Raw genomic sequence first — 21,050 nt, 5'->3', positions numbered from 1 at the left:
GATACTCAGGATAAGTCCATCGCTTGTTTGAATTTTCCAAATCACATGGGGGGCATTCTTCTCTCGAATTAAAAAGATAAAAATTATTGAAGTGCTGCAGTTCTAGCTTTAAACCATTCCCCGCGGATTCTGATCATCCCTTTCTCATCTTCTTCACCCAATCCCATATTTATCAGCAATGCAAGCGTTGCCTCATCCATTTCTCTTCTTGAAATTTCTCCACGACGCAATAAATTTCCTAAAAGTTGTCTTTGAGCATCGTCCAATCGGAATCGATATACATTTTCGTAATATCCTTTTACGACATCAAAGTGTCCCGTGTCCCGTGTCCCGTGTCCCGTGTCCCGTGTCCATAGAACCTTCAAATTTTCCCTCAACATTCTTTCTTGCCTCTGCTTCCACTTCCAACACATCTCTTTTTGTAAAAATTAAATTTTGGCGATTGGCGGTCGATGCATCCATAAATAAGGCTTTACACAAAATATGAATTTCCATTGGCCGTCCTCCGGAGAATTCATGGATCTCTTGAATGGCATCTTCTGTCATCGTGACGCCTTTCCCGTAAAATGGTCTTTCTACAAGATGTCGTGTTTCAGCCAACGAAAGGGGGTGAACCCAAAAAGTATTGAACCCTTGAAAAATTTCACTAAAATCCTCCTCATGCCCTTGATAGGCATGCAAAACCAACATCAAACGAACATTACTCAAATGTTTCAATCCGGCCAAATATTCCCAGCACTCCAGATAATTTTCCCTGTTTTTTCTAAAAGAGAATACTTCATCAAAACTTAAGGTCATGATTTCTCCTCGCGCCGCAAGCCAATTGTTTAAATATTCAAAAGGGGGCTTTCCGCTTCCCCCCATCTCTTCTACAACTGAACTGAGGCTACCTGCGGTTCGAGAAGCGATGTATTGCGCCACCTCCCTATCGCCAAGTTGATTCATTTCTCTTCTTTCTCCGCAAAGATCAATATGTAATGTTGTTTCAGTGGCAAGTTTTTTTTCACGAAGCGATGAACAAAAAGTTGATTTACCAACCCGCTCATGTCCTCGGAGCAAAACAGAATGACCTGATTTTAATGCCTCTGCCACGGCTATTTCCTGATCCAATCTTACCTCACTTTGTTCCAAATGAGGTCCAATTTGATAAGCAGCCCCTATCATAAAAAGATCCCAATTCCATTCTATAGACTTTTGTTTCGATGGAGGAGATGGGGGCACCACCGCCGGAGCGGGATCTTTCAAATGCGGAACAGGTTTAACAGGTTCCGGAGCTTTAACAACAGGTGGAGGGATAGTGATTTCTTCTGATTCAAAAAAGGCTTCCCAATCTCCTTGTTCTTCTAATGTTTTAATCAATCCCGGGACTTGAGCTCGTTTTGCCCAAAAAGTTCTTGCTAACATACGGGAAGCACGTTCTCTTCCTTCGTCATCGGTTCTCCACGAAGAATCCTCAGAAACACCGGCGGAGTGTTCCTCTGGGATAAAAGGCATTGGAACCTCTGTCGGTGCCGTTGCTTTTAATTTCTCGGGGACTGCTTCTGCCTGTGTCTTTTCTCGTGCTCTTCTTACTTTGCGCATCATTAATCTGAGATCGGAATCAAATAAATCTTCCTTTGTCACAACAACTTCGCCCAATTCCCCTATCAATTCATAGGCTGGTTTTGCTTGTTTAAAACGAGCTCTAAATTCAGGATCTTCAAAATTTTGCCAAACGATATTGGAATCATTCAGGTCTAAAATTGTTTTTTCATTGATTGACTTAGAATTCACATAAACTCGATCTCCGTCCACGATAAAAGTACTGACAACAAAAAAATCACTGGAATCCGGGTCATCGTAAGGCGCTTTTCCGCAAGTGCCCCGTTCATGTTCGGCGACAATGAATACCGGCAATCCTAATTGTTTGGAACTTTTTCTTATAGGATCCAATTCTTGTTGATCCAAAGAAACATCCATGACCATGGTATCTGCGCGGATCATCATTGGATCTCCACCCACATCCACTACAGGAACAAAAGAGGTGCAATTGGTCCTTCCCATAGGCGCAGGCTTTTCTCCCCCGATTCCATAGAGCCTTCTATTGGATAGGGTGGTTCCACGAACTTGTGTATTCGTTTCTTCCATGAGCGAGAGTAACCGACGTCTTAATTTTTCTCGTGCTGCCAAGTATCGGATAGGATCGACGGGTTCTATTCCTTCTACGTTTTCTATCTCTTGAGGTTTTTCAGGCATAAATACTTATTAAATTTAGGACGTAGCCAGCGATGAGAATATTATTTTATACAAAACCTTATTTCTGTCAACCCATTCCACTCGCATTATTTTATATTTAAAATATTCTTATCGGGAATTTTTCCTTTGTATTTTACATACTTTTTAAATTTTTGCCATGAGTCTTGAATCCGATCCACGCTCTCCCGTTTTCCCGGAGGTTCCGGGAGGTATCACTTTGGCTTTTACTCGATCAATTCCCGAACCCGATCTTACCGCGCCGAAACCTTACTATGGCGCCATGGCCATTGTAAAAAAAGCCCTTGATGATGACAGGAAAAACCTCTCCGAACCGGATGATCATCATCCCACCCCTGACTCAATATGGTCAGCCCAAGGTACTCTCCTTCACGACATTGAAGAAGCCGGTGGTTTCTCAGCCGCACTCAACGCCATTGCCACCTCGCTTGATGGCAGAAAAAATCTCCTAGACGCCGACACCTGTTGCAGTTGTGTGGACGAAGGTGTTGCCGACGGAACCGGGATGGCCGGATCCGGACTCGGCTATGTCATCACTCAAGGTTTTAACAAAGGCTTAACAGATGAGGAAGCGGTTGAAGCCGGAATTGAGGCCGCCTCCAACGTATTGCTCTTGGATCTTCGAATCACCACCATCTCCAGCCATACGGGATGCGGGGCCGCGGATGCGGTTTTTAAACAACTTTCAGAAAAAGTTCGAGCAAGTTATGGAAATTCCGTCGACACTTTTGCCCAACAATTTTCAATGGCGGTAGCCGAAAGAGTCACAGCAAAAAGAACCGCTCGTGGAGAACCCGCCCTCACTTATTCCGAACACATCGAAGAATTAGACCGTCCCCATTTTCATGTCGCTCGCACTGCTTACTTGGATTTAATCGGAGGCCGATTGAGCCCTAATAAGGAAGAGCTTCAATCCTTATTGCCCCGAGGATTTGTGGTGCGAGGAGATTTGGACCCGGCCCAAGCTGTTTTTGAAATGGGCCTCGTTAGTGAAATTGCCACCGGCGGTCATGGATTTGGCGATAAGATCGGGACTGCCCCGGACACCCAATTTGTTTGGGTCGTGGTGATTGATGGGAAAAATGACGTTTACGCAGGAATGAAATCCGAGCTTGAAGCCGCCGCTGCCAAATTCGAAGGCAGAGTAAAAATAGAGGTGTGCCAACTTCTCTCAGCTGCATAAATCCCTATCGGCACGCCGCGGTCACGCTGTCTTTGCCTTCCACCCCTAAAAACTCTTCAATTTGAGTGTGCAACGGAATAAGCTCAACGCCTTTGGCTGTGGAACCGAATTCCAATAGAAATAATTCAGAAAATGTGGTCTCCGATCGCCCTTCCGAATCAGGAGCTGTAAGACATTGGGCCCCCATCAATAAATAATCATTGCTTCCGCAAAATGCGGGATAACTCAACACCACATCCTTGCAACCTTCATAACGCGCATCCACTTCCACAAAATCATCCACCGTATAAGCGGGTGTAAGGTCATACAATTCGCCCCACTCCCCATTCGCATAATCACGCGCATGGATAGCGGTTCCCTTAGGCATCACACACACCGCCGTACTCCCATCAAGATTAAATGTGGCATGCCCGCACCCGATGGCCTCGGTAAAATCAAACATTTCTCCTGTGGCCCGATCCAACACCTTGGTCTGAGCAGACCCACTCGTGGTTCGAAAATGATAAATCACACTTTTATTATCCGGAGACAAAGACGGATCTTCTGAAATCTTCGCATCGGTAATCATTTTCGAATTCGCAATCCCCCATTCTTCCTCTTCTTGAACCAAGTCCGCCATCATCACATTATTGAGCACCGAATTCCCATACACCAAATACGCATCATCCGCGCTAATATCCGGGAATCGAGCGCTTTCCACTAAAACCCCTTTCGCGCCGCTTTCCAAATTCATCCAATCAATTGTGTTGATATTTCGCTCCATCGAATCTTGCGTAATCGCTTCATAAACAATGAACTCGCCCTGCGAATCAATATCTGAAAACCATTCCGGGCCCTCGGTTTCAAAAGTAAGACGTTCCACACTTTTTACGTCATGATTTTCAATATCATATTCCGCCAAATAAAGGTCGCAACCCGTGGCGCCATCCCGATGACAAGACTCCCCTTCCTCAAGATTGGAAGCAAACACAATTTTAATCGAACCGGCCTCTGTTGAATCCGGCGATGTTTCGCTTGTCGTGTCCTCAACCTGGGCCTCCGTATATCGATAAATATTCGGTTCGCTGTTGAATTGGGTTTCCCAAATATCCACCACTTCTTTAATCCCTACAAATTGGAGTTCCCCTCTTTCCCGGTACTCGGAAAGAGCTAACAATTTTGAACGAAATCGTTCGGTGGTCTCCGGATTTTTCAAAGAATCTTGCGTGGCAAAAATCGTGATCGTGTAAATTTTCCCGGGCTCCAATTCTCCGGCTTGTTGTTTTGCCATCAGCTCATCCAATCCCTCCCATCCATGCATATACAAGCCTACATAGGGCAACGGTGCGTTTTCATCATTCACGAGAAAATTCTCATTGTCTTGAGGCCTCCAAATCCCGGAAGCCCACAATTCCTCTTCGTTGCCTTTATGATACAAGATAGCCGCCCCCCACAAAATTTCCGCTTTCCACGTGGCATCATACTGAAGCCCATGAAGCTCGTTTCGATAATATTCAATCTTGGAATCCTCGGCTGGAGACGCGATAAGGCCCCCCACGGTATGTGAAGGCGGAACACCGAGTTGCTCAAAAAGATACGCGCCATCCGCTTGATTACAATCTTCGCTATGAAAACTGGTATCCACTTCAAACCCAAGGTCTTCCATAAGATAACGGAGAAGATTTTTTCCCTTCGTGGATTCCGTCCCTTTGTCATACTTAACCAACGCTTGAAGAAAATTGAATTCACTTTGAAAATTATATTTAGCCCCTTCCTCATAAATCATGTTGGCGAAATTCACAATCCCCTCACGTTGCGTCCAAAACGCCTCTTCATCATTCACATAATCAGTGGACCTAGTACTCTCCGGCCCCTGTTCATGACTGGCAATCGTGATGTAAATCGTTGGGATTTGGGAGGAATCCTCTAAGTCACCCTCCAAATCTTCCGGATCATCCATCGTAATTTCGTCCTCCTCCGTTTCGGAATTTTTAGGCAAAAACCAATGCACACCCAACGCAACCCCCGCGCCAAAAACAACAATTCCAATCATGAGGAAAATTTTTTTGAAAGGCATAAAAAAATCAATTAAAAATAAATAACGATAAACACTGCGGTATTATAGCAAATCGATTTTAACCGCCCCCAACCTCTCCAGCACCTGCGTGATAAAAACCACAGCTTGTTTCCCGCTTTCCTTGTCAAACGTCTCGTTTTTCCCATGCGTGAGGCGCGGGGGCGTGGAGTGACGCTGCGAGCGCGTGCCCGGGCCCATGACCAGCGGATAAAAATGCTCACGCCATTTGGGATCCGTCATACTGCTTGAAATGGTTTTGGCATCCGAACCGCCAATATTAAACGTATATTCGATTTTTAATTTCGGATTATTTTCACATTCCTTCATCACTTCCCAAATCTTATTTTTAGCGATTTTTTCACTCAAATCATAGCCTTCGGACAGCGCGAATTCCTTCACCTCAGTGTAATCGATCCCTTCCAATTGCTTGTGGATTTCCGCCAATGAATCAAACGTGCGATTGTTCAAAATCATACGATGAATCATCGGTTTTTTCGCTTGTGCCACATGAATTTCAGTCGGGACCATGGAAAACGCTTTTTCGTCTCCGGCCTTGATCCGCGCGTTCGGGTCTGCTTCGAATATTTTTTGCGTCAACGCATTCACATCGCGTTCAACCGAACACACATGCCCGCCTTGCTGGTTGGTAATTTCCCACTTTAATGTTTTTTCTTCTTGCGCGAATTCCTCGCCTTGCGGCGACATCGTGACCGGATTCCAGCGCGTCAACCGGCGCAAATGCGCCTGCAATTCCGCGATCGTTCCGCGCAACGCAATCACGTAGGTGCTGCGCTCCCCGGTGTACACGCCCAACGTAGGCGGATCACCAACCGTAACATTATTTTCAAGAACGATGAGATACGTCGACTTCCCGGGCCCGGCCATAGGAAGCGTTTTCCCCAATTCTTTCCCGATTTGCGTGGCGGTTTTTGCGCCCACGCCTTCTTCTTTAAACGTAATCGTGAAGATCAAATTTCGCGGCTGAAATTTTCCTTCATGAATGAGATGACTCAAAAAAAGCTGGTGCGCGACTCCGGCTTTGCAATCCGAAACACCTCGCGCCACCAATTCTTTTTCATCCTCATAAGGTTTAAAAGGCGCAAACGGCGCGTCCCACTCCTCAAGTTTGGCGTCCACGGTGTCCACATGCGCACTGAGATAAACGATATTGTAATCCGGGTCGATGAACTTGGGGCACGCGATCAAATTATGCTGAGCGTCAAAATAGATGCGATAATCCGAGGGCAAATTTTTCTCAAAAACGCTTTTGCAGTATGTGATGGCTTTTTCAATGTCTTGAGGGTGCTCAAAAACAGAGGGCATCCCTGCCAATGTGCGCAAGAAAATCAGATAGAAATCAAATTCCGAAGCGATGAGAGTGTGCATGAAGACAGTATAGCAGATCGATTTTTTTGCATGATTTAAAATTTTTCGCTATAGTCTCCCCAGTCCGCGCGGGTATCGTATAGCGGCTATTATATAACCTTGCCAAGGTTGAGATACGGGTTCGACTCCCGTTACCCGCTCCATCAAAAATCAGGCGCCCCGCGAAGCGGTGGCGGCGGATTTTTTGATTGGGTCAACGGGAGCGCAACCCGCAGGGTTCGCGCCCCGAGCGAACGAGTGAAATAACGGGCGATTTATCGAACGGCATTTCCGAGTGAACGATGGGGTTATGACGAGCGAAGCGAGTCATACTCCCGTTACCCGCTCCATCCCCTTTTTATGGCTTATTTAAGCCATTTTTAAAATACTTCATCGATTTCGGGCTCATCCGTCCATTCTTCTGATATTGGGGAATTCATTTTTCTTTTCAGTCTTTCGTCTTCCTCCATATCTCTTCTCATCCATTTAAAATCTAAAAGAACAGGCTCAATTCGATCATCGGCACGCATACGCAAATATCCTCCAATAATCTCTCGGCAATTGGATTCTTCAGATCGTCTAACCCAATTTTCAACACATTTACCGGAAACACCTAGTACTTTTCCCGCTTCTTTTAAAGTCAACGGTTTTTTTCTATCCATTGCAGAGATACAAAGAAAAAAAATTTCACGTAAGCGATCGGGAACTCCTTCTTTTATCCCTCCTTTTCTAGAATAAAATCTGCCTTTAAATTTACGAGCATCAAAAGGAATTAAAGGACTCAAAAAATCAGGCCTAAATGAATCTCCTAAATATTTTTTGTCCAGTGCCCTTCCTCTTTCTAAGGGATCAAGAAAAACCATAGCAAAATAAGCTCTTAGTTGTGCAACACGTTGAGTTAAAAATCCAAGCTCTAAAGCCTTCTGTAAAGTGAGTTTTTCTAGCCTCTCCATTATATCCCCCATCTTCTCCTGGGGAATATCCAGTTCAGAAAAAAGAGAATCTAATTTTAGAGCACATCCTTGTTTCGAGGCATCCAATAATCGCTCCCCTATTTCAAACTCTCGTGTTTCAGGTCTCAAAACCCATGTCCCATTTTGCAATAATTGATCCATACCTAAAAAAGGCGCTTCCACAGTTCGAACCCTTGGAAGCCCCCGTAAATTCAATTCTGTATCGAGAGCCCTTTGCATAGAACCACGCATTTTTGCAGTCAAAGGTACAAGAGGGTCCCCGGGACGAACTTGATGAAGTCGCCTTTCCCTTGGTTTTAGGACCCAATCTGGAGTTAAATTTAGGCAGTACGTATTTGCACTACAACCTGAAGAGGCACGATAAGTTCCCAATTGGATATAAAACCCATAATAATCTTTAAAATGATAAGAAAGTTTTATTAAATCTGATGCGATATGAGTCATATGGGAAGCAGGCAAAGTAAGCCCAGAAATTCGAGAAATCTCCTCTATTGAAAAAATAGTCCCTGGAGAAGATCCTAATACACGTAAAATAGCTCTCATTACATGATGCTGACCATCACTCAAATCATGCTCTATGACATATTGGATGCGAGGATCTAATACGTCTTCCGTCAAATTTTCCATATGATTTTTTAAAAGGGTTCTTTATAACGAAAAAACAATAATATGTCAAACAAGAAGGCAATCTTTCGCAATGATTCAATAGCTTTGCATCACCCCCACCCCCTTCCGCACCTCATTCCACAAGCAACTCCAGCACCCGGGTTTCGCTCAAAAGGCCCCCCCCCTATTGACTAAGTTCTATTTTTGTTATATAAATATACTTGCTTAATAAAACCATTATAATAGCTTTATGCCTCTCCCAGAAAATCCAACACTTTTATTCTCGGAATTTAAGGTTCACGACCCACAAGAAATCCCTTATGAGAATGGCTGTCGAAAAGCTTTAGAGCCTTTCGGAATACCTCTCCCTCCTAAAACTCCTTTCTCTCAAATACTGACTTCTTTCTTGCTGGTTTTTATAAATTGTAGGAAAGGCTTACTCGAAAATCCATTAACTTCAGCGGATACCAGGCATGCCAATAACGGACTTTTAGCCAACGAGATGAACATTTCTATACAGGCACAAGAGGCCGAGGCAGAGATCCAAAGGCTCTATGAGCAAAATATTGACCCAGATAAAATCGCTGCCGTAAATACAATTACTGCGGAAGAGCTTGCCGTTATAGCTCTTAAACTAGCCCTCGATTATGCTCATGCGAATTGTCCCAAAATAAAATTGGGAGAACAAAGAGAAGATTTCTTGCCTGTTTCTTTAAGCGGAGCCGCGGAACTGGTTATAGCGAACACATTGGAAATATTTTTATATGCTGAAGAGCAAGGCGTCAACATTGAAAAATACGTGCAATTACTAAAGCAATTGCAAATCGATTTATGGCGATCCGAATCGGTTCAACTCCACCCCTCATCCCAATAATTATATATTTATGACCCGCCTAACTACAGCATTATTAGGTTTAACATTAGCAACCGGTTGTGCTCCTCAACCCGGTGAGCCGCTTACACGAGAAGAACGGTCTTTTTTAAGTGAAGTTCTAGATGAGACAAGAAATCAAGTGGAGGGATGGATGCAAGACGGATTTCAAACAACGGAATGGAGGAATCTAGATATTCCGGTTCAAAGCATGGAACCCCAACCGGATACAACGAGACTCAATCTCGAGGCGGTTCAAACTCATCTTTCCGCACTGCCGGAAATTCTAAATCAATTCAACTTGGAAACGGATGCTTTCACTGTGGACAATTGTGATAGTCCCCATTCAAGTGCCTGCGTACAAACCTTCTCCTATTCTGACGTTGCCCAAAACCGGGCCACTCGGGAACAAGTGATTGAAGGCGCCATGGGACAACCCATTTTATTTGTCAAAGCCGACTTGGACGCAGCCATTTGGGCCTACAACAATCCCGAACCCATCGAAACGATTTATGGGGACTTGCCGCCGGAATACTCTCAGGGTTTATGGTTTTGCATTGGAGCAAATCTATTGGCCCATGAATTCGTACATGTTGACGGGATAGGCCACAACAATGAAACTTCTTATAATGATGTTGCGAGTTATGTGGGTGATGTGATGACCGAACGATGCCTTGCCCCATATGAGGAGGCGTACAGAGAGTGATCTCAACAATAATTAAAGCATTGCATTCAAATCCTTATTTTTTGCACTTTTGTTTTGAGTAATTTTTAGTTCCTCCCTAGAATAGAGTTAATATTTTTTTAATTTCCCTCCCTATGGAAAGTATTTTTACCGGAATGAATTTAATTTACGCCGGGTTGGGCGTCTTGATTTTAGGATGGGTCATCCAATTTTTCAGCATGAGCAAAAAAAATAAAGCCATGAACCCGTGGTTCATTCTTATTTATACCGTAGGCGTTCTTCTCTTGGTTGGAGGAAACTATATGACCGGATACTATCCCATTGCGATTTTAAATCTGGTTTCCGCTCTTTCTGCGGTTTTGGTTTTGGGGAAACTGAGAGCCTAAATTCCTATTATTTTAGTCGCTTTGCCCCGGCCCACGCCAACTCGAAAACCGTGCGCATGGTGGTGTAAAACGCTTCGTGTTCGATGATCACGCCCATTTGGTCGTTCTTGCTGTAGGAATACAGCGCGACTTTGTTATTTGGAAAAATGTCGATGTGAATCGTGATGGGAAATTTCTTAGGATCGAGGTATCGAAGCTCGCGCAAATGCGCCTTGTCCGTGTGCGCGTAACGCGTGGCCATGGGCAATTTTCCGGTCACAATCCCCTTGTAGTGAATGCCCAACGCGATGCGCCGATTCACAAAATCCTCCTCATAATAACGCTTCACTTCGGGATGCATGGTCCCATTGCTAGCACTGGCGCCCATGAAACTATAGCGGGTCGAACCCGGGACCTCGAGCAAAATTTCTCCGATTTGCTTGATGCCTTCTACGCCTTCGTAAAAAGAAATCTTTGGTTTTTTCGGGAGCGCGGACGTGAGAGCGAGAAGCTCGGGAAGCAGTTTTTTTAAATATTGCGCGTCATTGAAAAAATGATTGATGAGCACACTCGGATTCATAGCACTGAAATATTTCACGTTCTTTTTGACCAGATACGTGATGAATCCTTTTTCCTGCATGCTTTGAAGCAGGCTGTAGGTGGTGGTGCGATTTTCATCCAGACGTTGGGCCAGCGGGTGCGCGGGGCTCGAGCCGAGTTCGAGAAGTTTTAAATAAAGGCGCACTTCCTTGGGGGTCATGCCGAGTTTTTCGAGCAAGTGAGTATTCATGTTGACTGAGTTAAACGACATATAAATTTTAACATAATTGATCTGTTTTTGTAAAATAATTTGTTTTATGTGTTTGACGAGTAAGACAGCAAGGAAGACCATTAGACTTGTCATGGTGAGGAGCCCGCCAAAGGCGGGCGTCTCGAACCATGACCTTACGGAAAAAGTTCTTTGTCAGCGAGAAGGAGCGGGTATTCCCTCGGTCGCATAGGAGTCGGACACTCGGATACATGATCCTCGTGTCCTCTTCCTTAAAAATGCGACCTCAGAAACACCCACTCCTCCCCTTCACTTTCTTCTCTCTTCCCCTAACTTCTAACAGCTAACCCCCATCTCATGCCCCAGTGCTTTCACTGCCACTCCCCTTTCCCCATCACCGCAGACGACCACATTTTTTTACAAAAACTCCAGGTCCCGGAGCCGACGTTGTGCCCGCGCTGCCGCCAACAACAACGCCTGGCGTGGCGCAACGAACGCCGGATGTACAAGCGCAAATGCGACTTTTCCGGCAAGGACATTATTTCCATGTACCCGCCGGATTCTCCCTTCGAAATTTACGACACTCCGATATGGTGGTCCGACCAATGGGATGCGCTGGAATATGGCCGCGATTTTGACTTCACCCGTCCGTTTTTCGAGCAATTTCGTGAACTGCAATTGGCGGTGCCGCGTGCCGCACTCGTGAACAAACAAAGCGAAAATTCCGCGTACACCAATCACGCGGGCAAAAACAAAAATTGCTATTTGTCGGGGTGCATTTTTGGAAGCGAGGGCTGTTATTACTCGGATTGGATCGTGGATTCTCGCGACGCGATCGACTGTTCCTATCTAGTATCGCACGACGAAGGCTGTTACGAAACCTACTACGCATGGAACAGCCAACAAACGTTTTTCTGCGATTTCATTCGGCAATGTTCGAACCTGTGGTTTTGCTACGATTGCGTGAATGCGCACGACTGTTTTATGTGTTGGAATTTACGAAACAAGCGTTATTGCATTCGAAATCAACAATTCACGAAAGAAAATTATGAACAAAAAATGAAAAATTTATTACCGCTCACAGCAGATGCGCTTCGCGCTTTTCGACAAGAATACATCGACGTCAAAAATCACATTGCGCTGCGCCCCGCGACCTATACCGTGAATACTGAAAATTCCATCGGAGATCTTTTATTTGAAGCCAAAAATACGTATTACGGGTTCGATTCCATCAAAACCGAGGACTGCCGTTATGTTTTTGACGCCATTGATGTCAAAGATTCGATGGATTTGTATCACGTGGGTTGGGCTGAACTCATGTACCAATGTCACGCGATCAGCAACGGGTATTTTTGCCGATTTTGCCACTTCACGTACGACAACTCGTTTGCCACATATTGCGATTGCACGCAAAATTGCCGGAATGTTTTTGGGTGCGTGGGATTGGTGCGGCAGGAATATTGCATTTTGAATAAAAAATACACCAAGGAAGCGTACGAGGCCTTGGTTCCGAAAATCATTGAGCACATGAAAAAGACGCGGCTGCCGGATGGCCGGATTGAGTGGGGCGAATTTTTTCCCATGACGTTCTCGCCTTTTGCGTACAATCAGTCACGCGTGCAGGAGTATTTTCCGCTAACCCAAACCGAAGTTGAGGGTAAGGGATGGAGATGGTCTTCGTACACTCCGCCGGTGCCCGTGGTAGCGAAATGCGGGAAAGGGGGAGCGCACTTCGCTGGCGCTACGTGCGTGGCGATTGCGTGTGAATCCACGGGACGATGGTTTGGTGTGGTCAAAGGCGAATTGAATTTTTACCGAAAAAACGGCTTACCCTTGCCACACCGACATCCGGACCAACGCTATCTCGACCGCATCGCCCAACGCGTTCCGCGCGCGCTGTGGCAACGAGCGTGCCCGCGATGCCAAAAAGCAACGTGGACCAGTTCTTCTCCCGAAAGTGGCGCAAATTGGGCGTGCAGGGAGTGCTATTTGGAAGAAATAAGATGAAATAAATTTTCCATGCGATTCCACGGCATGATTTCAATCCCCTGGTTCAAATATCGTTTCTCTCCCGCATAAATCAACGCGCCTTTTGGCTTCGAATTTTTATTCAAATCAAACCAATACCGAATCCCCTTAAAAGAATCGGAACTTAACGTTTCGCCCGACTTTATTTCAACCGGAATCGTTTCATTATTAAAATCGATCAATAAATCCACTTCATGGCCGCTGTGGTCCCTCCAAAAAAACAAAGGCGGTTCCATGCCTTGATGGATAAAATACTTATAAAATTCAGATACGATCAGGGTTTCAAAAATGGCCCCGCGACTGGAATGAATTTTTAACATTTCCGGGTCGCGAATCCCGAGCAAATAGCACAAAAGTCCGGTGTCGAGAAAATAAAGTTTCGGGGATTTGATAAGGCGTTTATTGAAATTTCGATAATGGGGCTTGAGTAACGTCACCAAAAAACTGGTCTCAAGCATGGAAAGCCAATGTTTGGCCGTGGGTTGAGAAATCCCTGCATCGGTGGCCAAGGAAACCAAATTGAGGAGTTGGCCGGAACGGGCCGCGCACAACCGAACAAAACGTTGAAACGTATTCAAATCTCCCACATTGGTTAAGGTCCGCACGTCGCGTTCAAGATAAGTTTGATAATAACTTTTCAACCAAAGCTGAGGATCTAATTTTTTATCATAAATTCGGGGATAAAAACCCGTAAAAAGCGTTTCCTCGAGCGACGAGGGAAGGCGTTTCGCTTTTTTAAGTTCATCCATCCCGAATGGCATAAGATGAATCACTCCGACGCGTCCGGCGAGACTTTGACTGATCTTATTCATGAGCAAAAAATGCTGAGAACCCGTCAAAACAAAAAATTTATTCTGATTTTCATCAACCACTCCCATCAAACTCGAAAACAATTCCGGAACGCGTTGCACTTCATCCAAAATGGCGCCTTTTTTAAATCGATTCAAGAAACCTTTGGGATCCGTAAGTGCCATTTCACGTTCTTCCGGCTCTTCGAGTAAGACATATTCAAGATGAGGGAAAAGTTTTTTCACCAACGTGGTTTTCCCCGATTGCCTCGGACCGGTGACGGACAGGACTGGAAACTGGGATGCCGCTTTTCGAATAAAAGGAGCGATATGGCGTGAGATCATAAGAAAAGGGATTAAATCACTTTCAAGTATACACCATAGCCCATGCAAATTCAAAATTGGATTTTGAATTTGCATGACTTGTCCGATGGTTCCACAAAGTGAAAGTGGACATTATGACTGGCTAAATTCGCATGAATTTCAAATTTATTTGTTAAAAAATTCCCATTTTTCAATCCGGAAAACTGATTTTTTTATAAAAAGTTAGTTAAATTTGCACTTAAAATCTTTTAATTTTCGACTAAAACGCGAAACGTTATTGAATCCATAGGCAGAAAACCTCTCCATTAAGCCAAAAGTAGGTTGACTTAAGAATAAAAAGCGTCTATAAAAAACACCATGCTGGTTCACGGTGTTCCAGCATGCCGCCCACCCTCGTTCGCGAGGGGCCCTTCCGGAGAAATCCGGATTTGGGAGGATTCCTCTTATTCTCAGCTTCGGCTGACTTGAGTGTGAATCTTGTAGGCGGGCCACCTGTCCCTCGGGATGAGTGGCAATCCAAAAAAAATACAAAAAAAAGTAGGAGCGCAAGTTGTCTTTGGCCCGGATCAAACCCGGCCCAATGACCCCCCAACTTATCTCTGGCACAGATAAGTTAATCTCTCGTAGATGAGTGGGGGGTAGGGCTCAACAACGCAATCTACGCGCCAACCTCAACATGCCCCACCTTCCGGCAGATAAGGTGAGTGGCATAAACCATTTCTGCTTGGGGCTGAACTCACAACAAAGACGGGGAAATCGTTTGGATGCAGGCGGATTAAGACCCGACCTTGCAATCAACACTTCCTGTCCGAGCTTCAGCCCCTCCCCTTTTTGCACCAGTTCCCTCATCCAATGACACCTGATATACAAACAAACGATGTCTCCCCCGTCCCGGAAAACAACTCTTTTGTAGAGGATTGGGCAAGTGCTGTGTTTTTAATGCAACAAGCGGCCCGTACAGCACTCATCGATGAAGTCAGATGTAAAGGACACCCTAAAAAAATTCAGGCCCAAAGCGTCTCAAGAAAAGGACGTTTTTTAAGCGTGACTCCATCCGAAGACGCAGATTCCATTCAAACAGCGATTGCCCTATCCCCGGGGACTCGTGTAAAAATCACCAGTCACAGCGCTCCTCAAAAAGATAAAAGAGCAGAAGATAGAAGGAAGGAACGGGAAGAAAATCCCTATCACTCACTTTATTCTACGCTATACAAACCTCACCCCAATCATCGGCCTCCCCGCCCCAAGCGTCTGGTTTCTTTCGCCTCAGGAGAAGTCCAAAAGGTAACACCCTCTCCCACGGATGAGACCCAAACAGATCAGCCCCAAGGTCCTATCGTTCATGTTTCTCTAACCACTCGCGGCAAAATCTATACCGCTCTCGATGAAGGCGAATCCTTAACCCTAACAATCCCCGGGAAAAAAGAACCTGCACGATATTGGACCGCAATGGGCAAGGTAGAAGAACAACCGCTCCTCCCTGCACGAAGTTTTATCCAAGGAGATTTTCCCAAGATAGAGGCGAAGGAAGAATTGCAAACCAAAGAGGGCCTGGATGCGACCCAAAATGAAGCGTATGGAAAAGCCTTATTAACAAAAGAGGGAGGAATCTTGGCTCATCCGGTTTTATTCTTACACGGCGGTCCGGGGACCGGGAAAACCAGCACTTCTTGCGAAATCATTGCAGAGCATGTCAGGCAAGGTCGACGCGTTTTGGTCCTTTCGGAATCAAACAAAGGCGTAGACGTTCTCGGCCGAGGATTGCAAAAAAGAGAAATTAAAGTGCACCGTGCGGGCAATAGTGCTCAAGATGTTGATCCTAAATTATGTCCCAGTCGTATTCGACGAGGGATCAACTTTCCTCATGCGGTGCTTACTCGCATCAATGAAATGTCAGATGAAGAAGCTCGAAAAAAAGCAAAAGAAAAAGGATGGAATGGAGAGGATATGCAAGCTTTTAAAGAAGAATTCCGAAAAGCTATTCTTTTGAAATATGAAGAAAAGCTGACTGACTGCGGGGAAAAACTCAAAGCAAATTTGGAACAAGGGGGTGTGGTTTTAGCCACCTTCGGAACATTGATCAATGACTCTTTATTGGCTGACATGAGTTTTGATGTAGTGGTCATTGATGAAGCCACCCGTTTGAAATGGGAAGAGTTAATGCTGGCTTTACAATTCCCCGAACAACAATTGATAATGGTTGGAGATTATTTTCAACTGGGGAATATTCCGGTATCGCCCGCAAAACGGGAACAACTTGAAAAAGAAATACTCCTGAAAATATGGGCGGATGCGGACGTGAAAGTGGACAAACGATCGTACGAAAATCACCCTTTACCGCCATGGAAACTCTCAAACCTTGAAATCGAGAATGCTCCTCCCGCATTTTTATCTTCAATCTATTCATCGGACGAAGTTGCGGAACGTGAAATTCGGAAATGCGTAGAGGAGATCCGAGAGAGTCTTACGGGAACGAGCTGTGAATCCTTTTCCACCGATGAATTAATTCAATGTTGTCGTGATTTAAGAGCAAAAATTCGCGCAACACTCCAAGCCGCAGCCACGGCTGTGGATATGTCTGAACAAGGCCCTTTTGCTCAAATGATTTTGGGGAGCAAAAATCCTAAAGAAGAATTGCCTTATGTTTTCCTTAAATACAACCGTCGTTCTCTCCCCAATATCGTTCATGTTTTAAGCGAATTGATTTATGATGGCAAACTGATCCCGGGAAGGGAAGATCCTAAAATTGGGCATCAAGGTATTGTTCGATGGATCGACACCAAAGACTTGGTGCAAGAGCTTGGGAAAGAACGCCATGCCGGAGAACGAACCACCGGCACTTCCAAGAAAAACGGACTTGAAGCGGACATCATTGTCACTCAAATTTTAGAACGAGTCCGTAAGGGAGAAAAACCGGAAAATATTGCGGTCATCGCCATGTACGCAAGTCAAGCGGAGTTGATTCGAGACCGATTGTCACGAAAATTGGGAGGACCTCAATATGAAAAATTATTGAAAAAACTGTTACCCCGCATCGGCACCGTTGATGCTTATCAAGGAAGTGAATCCCCGATTGTTTATGTTTCTTTAACTCGCAGTAATGCCGAAGGCTCGATCGGATTCTTGGAAGAAAAACGCCGTCTGGGAGTCGCCATCGGACGAGCGGCCAATGAGTTGTACGTGGTTGGAGATTCGAGGACTGTTGTGGACGAAAATACGGATGCGACTTCAAAAGAATTCTTTGGAAAATTAAAAGGATTGGTCCAACAAAAAGGGAAAATTATTTTAGAACCAAAAAGAGGCCTTGATCCCGTAGCCCGACATGCACGCCAAGACAAACGAAAACGTTGGCGTGCAAACCGTCCCGAGCGACAAGAAAGACGAGAAAGAAAAAAACAACGAGTAGTGTCTGCCTCTAACAAAACATTCGAGGATGCTCCCAGCAATGAAGAGCTTCTAAGAAAAGCTAGAGAGCGACAAGAGGAGGCTCTATATGCAATATACGATCAGTTTAGCAAAGATTCCAGCAATGAAGAGCTTATGCGAAACGCTAAAGAGCAGCAAGAGGAGGCTCTATATGCAATATACAATCAGTTTAGTCCTGATGATTTTAAATGGTGAAATTAAAAAAATCACCCACTTCCTCTTGGCTGAGCACGTCTTAAGCCTGAGGTTGAAGATCGTAGGGATTTCCCGGGTTTGGGCTGTAGAGAATGCTGCATGGATAAATCAGTCATCGGGATAGGCCAATTGCAATTACGAGGGGGCTGATTCCTTATTTTCCCACTTTTTTGTTTTTTTTACTACTTCTTCTGAAAGCTCTCCAGCAGTGTGTTGCTCATCGACCTCCTCCAATAAAATCTCAATTGCTCTATTCGGGCCCGGGACAACCGCCTCCTTCCCTGGTTCAGGCAACGGGTCTTCCGGTTCTGGCATTGGCTCAGGCATCGTAGAATTAAGCGCAGTCATTTGAGCCGCATCTGACCCAAAAACAACGCCTAATCCCCTCAATCGTGTTTCTAAATTTTCTTTAGCGGCTTCGACCTCTGGGGGGATCCCATGACTTTTATATTCACCACCTATTGGATCTACAAACGATTCGATTTTTGACATATCCGGTCGCACATATCCTGCGGCCGCCGCAGTTATCATCACCAATGCTCTATTCATAGTTTATTGCTTTAATAAGCCAAAAGTAGGCTAATTCTCTATGAGCGAAGAGGGTTTGTCAAACCCAAAAAAAGCCCCCAACATGGTCAGGGGCTTTTTGATAATACTTTTCTATTCATGGTTCGAGACGCCCCGCGTTACGGGAAGAAAATACGGGATGCGGGGAGCGCACTCCGCTTCGCTCCGTGCGTGCTCACCATGACAATTTAACGGCGCGGCCCGCCTCTCATCGGCGGTCGTCCTCCCGGCCTCGGCCCACCGTATCCACCGGCTGGCGGAGGCGGCACTCCTCCAGGGGGAGGTGGCAATGTGGCTCGGTGCGACAAGTTGTAACGGCCCATGGAATCGACTTCCATGAGTTTCACTTTGAGTTTGTCTCCCAATTTGACCACGTCTTCAACTTTATTCACGCGACTCCAAGCCAATTCGGAAATATGGACCAACCCTTCTTTGCCGGGCATGAATTCCACAAACGCTCCAAAGTCCATCAAACGCATCACGGTGCCGTCAAATTCTTCCCCGGCTTTGGGGATGTAGGTGAGGTCGTGAATCCATTTCACGGCTTTTTCGCCACTGGCCTGATCCGGAGCCGTGACCATGACCAATCCGGTTTGTTCAATGTCGATTTCCACTCCGCATTGTTCCGTGATCTTTTGGATCGTTTCGCCACCCTTTCCAATGACTGTGCGAATTTGTTCAGGTTCAATTTGAATCGTGGTGATCAACGGCGCGTATTGAGACAATTGAGTTCTCGGGGTCGAAATGGCTTTTGCCATTTCAGCCAAAATGAACAACCGTGCTTCTTTGGCGCGGCCCAAAGCTTCTCTCATGATCTCGATGGAAAGGCCTTTCACCTTAATATCCATCTGCAAAGCATTGATTCCTTCGCTCGTTCCCGTGACTTTGAAATCCATATCCCCGGCAAAATCCTCCATACCTTGAATGTCCGTGAGAATCTTGTATCCGGCGCTGGCATTGGTCTTGTCTTTCACCACCAATCCCATGGCCACTCCGGCCACAGGGCGGATGAGCGGAACCCCAGCTGCCATCAAAGACAGCGTGGATCCGCAGACCGAAGCCATGGAACTGGATCCATTGCAACTTGTGATTTCAGACACACACATAATGGTATACGGAAACGCTTCTTTTTCCGGAATCATGGGGTCGAGCGAGCGTTCGGACAAATCGCCATGCCCAATGTCGCGGCGAGAAGGCCCACGCAAGGGCTTGGTCTCCCCCACCGAGAACGGCGGGAAGTTGTAATGGTGAATGTAACGTTTGGTGATGTCTTCATCCATGGTGTCGATGATTTGCGCAGCACCCGGAGCCCCCAAAGTCGTGATGGTGAGGGATTGGGTTTCTCCTCGTTGGAACAACGCAGACCCGTGCGGTCTGGGCAACACATCGAGTGAAATGGAAATCGGACGAATTTCGCTGATCGCGCGTCCATCCAAGCGATATTCCTTTTCCAAAATATTGGAACGCATATTCTTTTCCATGCGTTCATTCAAAATTTCTTTGAGATCGCCTTTTGTAAATTCCTCGGCCTCGATTTGCGCCGCGTATTTTTCAAAAAGTTGTTCTTCAATCGCATGAATTTTTTCTTTCACATCATGCTTGGTCTTTCCGCCAATGGTGTCGAGCATTTCTTTATTCACAAACGCATCCACGGCTTGAACCGCGGCTTCGTTGGTTTCGAGGAAATTGGGTTCTTTTTTCTCCACCGTCACTTTCCCAACCAATTCGAGCTGAAGTTCGCACATTTTCACAATTTCTTTGTGCGCCAACTCAAGGGCTTGCAACAAAATGTCTTCGGAAACCTCTTTAGAAGCGGCTTCCACCATGGTGACCGCGTCTTTGGTTCCGGCGACCACGAGATTGAGTTTTCCGGTATTGATTTGTTCGTACGTGGGGTTGACGATGAGTTGTTCCGGGCCATTGGGTTCAACAGCCGCGTATCCGATGCGAACACCGGCCACAGGTCCGGCAAACGGGATTCCGGACAACATCAAGGCCGCAGAAGCAGCGGTAATACCAATCGTATCCGGAGGCACCACGAGGTCGGCTGACAAAGTCGACACAATCAACTGCACGTCATTGGTCATCTTTTTTGGGAAAAGAGGACGGATCGGGCGGTCGATCATGCGTGAAACCAACACCGCGTTATCGGACGGGCGGCCTTCGCGTTTTACGAAACGGCTGCCTTTGATTTTTCCGGCGGCATAATATTTTTCTTCAAAATCCACGGTGAGTGGAAAATACCCGCCATAAGGTCGGGGTTCGAGGGCCATGGTGGCCGTAGCCAAAACCACGGTGTCGCCCAAGCGAACCGTGACCGATCCATGAGCCTGGATCGCCAAAAAACCGGTCTCGATCGTCAATGTACGACCGAAGAGTTCGGTGGAAACCGATTGAACAGTTGCCATAAAAAAGGGTTAAAGGGAAATAAAAAAATCTTCCCTTTCGCGCCTTTTTTCAGATCCAAGTTTCAAGCGATCTTTCAGCGCAAAATGGCTTTGCCATTGAAAGATTACCTGTGACTTGTTTCCAAAAAAATTCACGATAGGGAAGGGACAAGATAAAAAACTATTTTTTCTTGGCTTTGGCCTTGGT

General features: G+C 45.7%; 14 protein-coding genes and 1 tRNA gene. 7 read left to right on the top strand and 8 right to left on the bottom strand.

Translation table 25 applies throughout. The features are described from left to right. Positions 1–108: 108 nt before the first annotated feature. Positions 109–2,235 (bottom strand): hypothetical protein, encoded by a 2,127-nt coding sequence (locus WC882_00620; protein MFA5842171.1) that lies wholly within the window; start codon positions 2,233–2,235, stop codon positions 109–111. Positions 2,236–2,392: 157 nt separating this feature from the next. Here WC882_00620 and WC882_00615 point away from each other — a divergent pair, with 157 nt between their 5' ends. Continuing rightward, the gene (locus WC882_00615; protein MFA5842170.1) at positions 2,393–3,436 is read left to right on the top strand and encodes a hypothetical protein; all 1,044 of its coding nucleotides are present in this window, start codon (positions 2,393–2,395) and stop codon (positions 3,434–3,436) included. Between the two features lie 4 nt (positions 3,437–3,440). Here the strand turns inward: WC882_00615 and WC882_00610 are convergent, their stop codons facing one another. Beyond that, a complete protein-coding gene (locus WC882_00610) occupies positions 3,441–5,492 on the bottom strand; it encodes a hypothetical protein (protein MFA5842169.1) in 2,052 nt (683 codons plus the stop codon). Between the two features lie 42 nt (positions 5,493–5,534). After that, positions 5,535–6,878 (bottom strand): M20/M25/M40 family metallo-hydrolase, encoded by a 1,344-nt coding sequence (locus WC882_00605; protein MFA5842168.1) that lies wholly within the window; start codon positions 6,876–6,878, stop codon positions 5,535–5,537. 68 nt (positions 6,879–6,946) lie between these two features. Here WC882_00605 and WC882_00600 point away from each other — a divergent pair. Next, positions 6,947–7,021 (top strand) — tRNA-Gly (locus WC882_00600). Positions 7,022–7,237: 216 nt separating this feature from the next. Here WC882_00600 and WC882_00595 read toward each other — a convergent pair. Next, positions 7,238–8,458 carry a hypothetical protein gene (locus WC882_00595; GenBank protein ID MFA5842167.1) on the bottom strand — a complete coding sequence of 407 codons (1,221 nt, stop codon included), beginning with the start codon at positions 8,456–8,458 and terminating at the stop codon, positions 7,238–7,240. Positions 8,459–8,687: 229 nt separating this feature from the next. Between WC882_00595 and WC882_00590 the strand changes: the two genes are divergently transcribed. From WC882_00590 to WC882_00580, 3 genes are all read left to right on the top strand, one after another. Beyond that, positions 8,688–9,311 carry a hypothetical protein gene (locus tag WC882_00590; protein ID MFA5842166.1) on the top strand — a complete coding sequence of 208 codons (624 nt, stop codon included), beginning with the start codon at positions 8,688–8,690 and terminating at the stop codon, positions 9,309–9,311. Positions 9,312–9,321: 10 nt separating this feature from the next. After that, positions 9,322–10,026: a hypothetical protein gene (locus WC882_00585; GenBank protein MFA5842165.1), complete on the top strand. Its 705-nt coding sequence runs from the start codon at positions 9,322–9,324 to the stop codon at positions 10,024–10,026. 101 nt (positions 10,027–10,127) lie between these two features. Continuing rightward, on the top strand, positions 10,128–10,379 hold the full coding sequence (locus WC882_00580) for a hypothetical protein (GenBank protein MFA5842164.1): 252 nt from the start codon (positions 10,128–10,130) through the stop codon (positions 10,377–10,379). Positions 10,380–10,386: 7 nt separating this feature from the next. Here the strand turns inward: WC882_00580 and WC882_00575 are convergent, their stop codons facing one another. Beyond that, complete coding sequence (locus WC882_00575) at positions 10,387–11,148, bottom strand: helix-turn-helix domain-containing protein (protein ID MFA5842163.1); 762 nt, start codon at positions 11,146–11,148, stop codon at positions 10,387–10,389. A 336-nt stretch (positions 11,149–11,484) separates the two neighbouring features. Between WC882_00575 and WC882_00570 the strand changes: the two genes are divergently transcribed. Then, on the top strand, positions 11,485–13,206 hold the full coding sequence (locus WC882_00570) for a hypothetical protein (protein ID MFA5842162.1): 1,722 nt from the start codon (positions 11,485–11,487) through the stop codon (positions 13,204–13,206). Here WC882_00570 and WC882_00565 read toward each other — a convergent pair. After that, complete coding sequence (locus WC882_00565; GenBank protein ID MFA5842161.1) at positions 13,113–14,288, bottom strand: ATP-binding protein; 1,176 nt, start codon at positions 14,286–14,288, stop codon at positions 13,113–13,115. The two genes, WC882_00570 and WC882_00565, sit on opposite strands and share 94 nt — an antisense overlap. Positions 14,289–15,119: 831 nt before the next feature. Between WC882_00565 and WC882_00560 the strand changes: the two genes are divergently transcribed. Next, a complete protein-coding gene (locus WC882_00560) occupies positions 15,120–17,894 on the top strand; it encodes an AAA domain-containing protein (protein MFA5842160.1) in 2,775 nt (924 codons plus the stop codon). A 129-nt stretch (positions 17,895–18,023) separates the two neighbouring features. Here the strand turns inward: WC882_00560 and WC882_00555 are convergent, their stop codons facing one another. Beyond that, positions 18,024–18,437, bottom strand: a complete 414-nt coding sequence (locus WC882_00555) for a hypothetical protein (GenBank protein MFA5842159.1) — start codon at positions 18,435–18,437, stop codon at positions 18,024–18,026. A gap of 206 nt (positions 18,438–18,643) precedes the next feature. Then, positions 18,644–20,863, bottom strand: a complete 2,220-nt coding sequence (locus WC882_00550) for a polyribonucleotide nucleotidyltransferase (GenBank protein MFA5842158.1) — start codon at positions 20,861–20,863, stop codon at positions 18,644–18,646. Between the last annotated feature and the right edge of the window lie 187 nt (positions 20,864–21,050).

Source organism: Candidatus Gracilibacteria bacterium (assembly GCA_041658685.1).
In the GTDB taxonomy this organism is placed as follows: domain Bacteria; phylum Patescibacteriota; class Gracilibacteria; order UBA1369; family UBA12473; genus JBAZZS01.
This window is presented reverse-complemented; position numbering and strand designations above follow the sequence as displayed.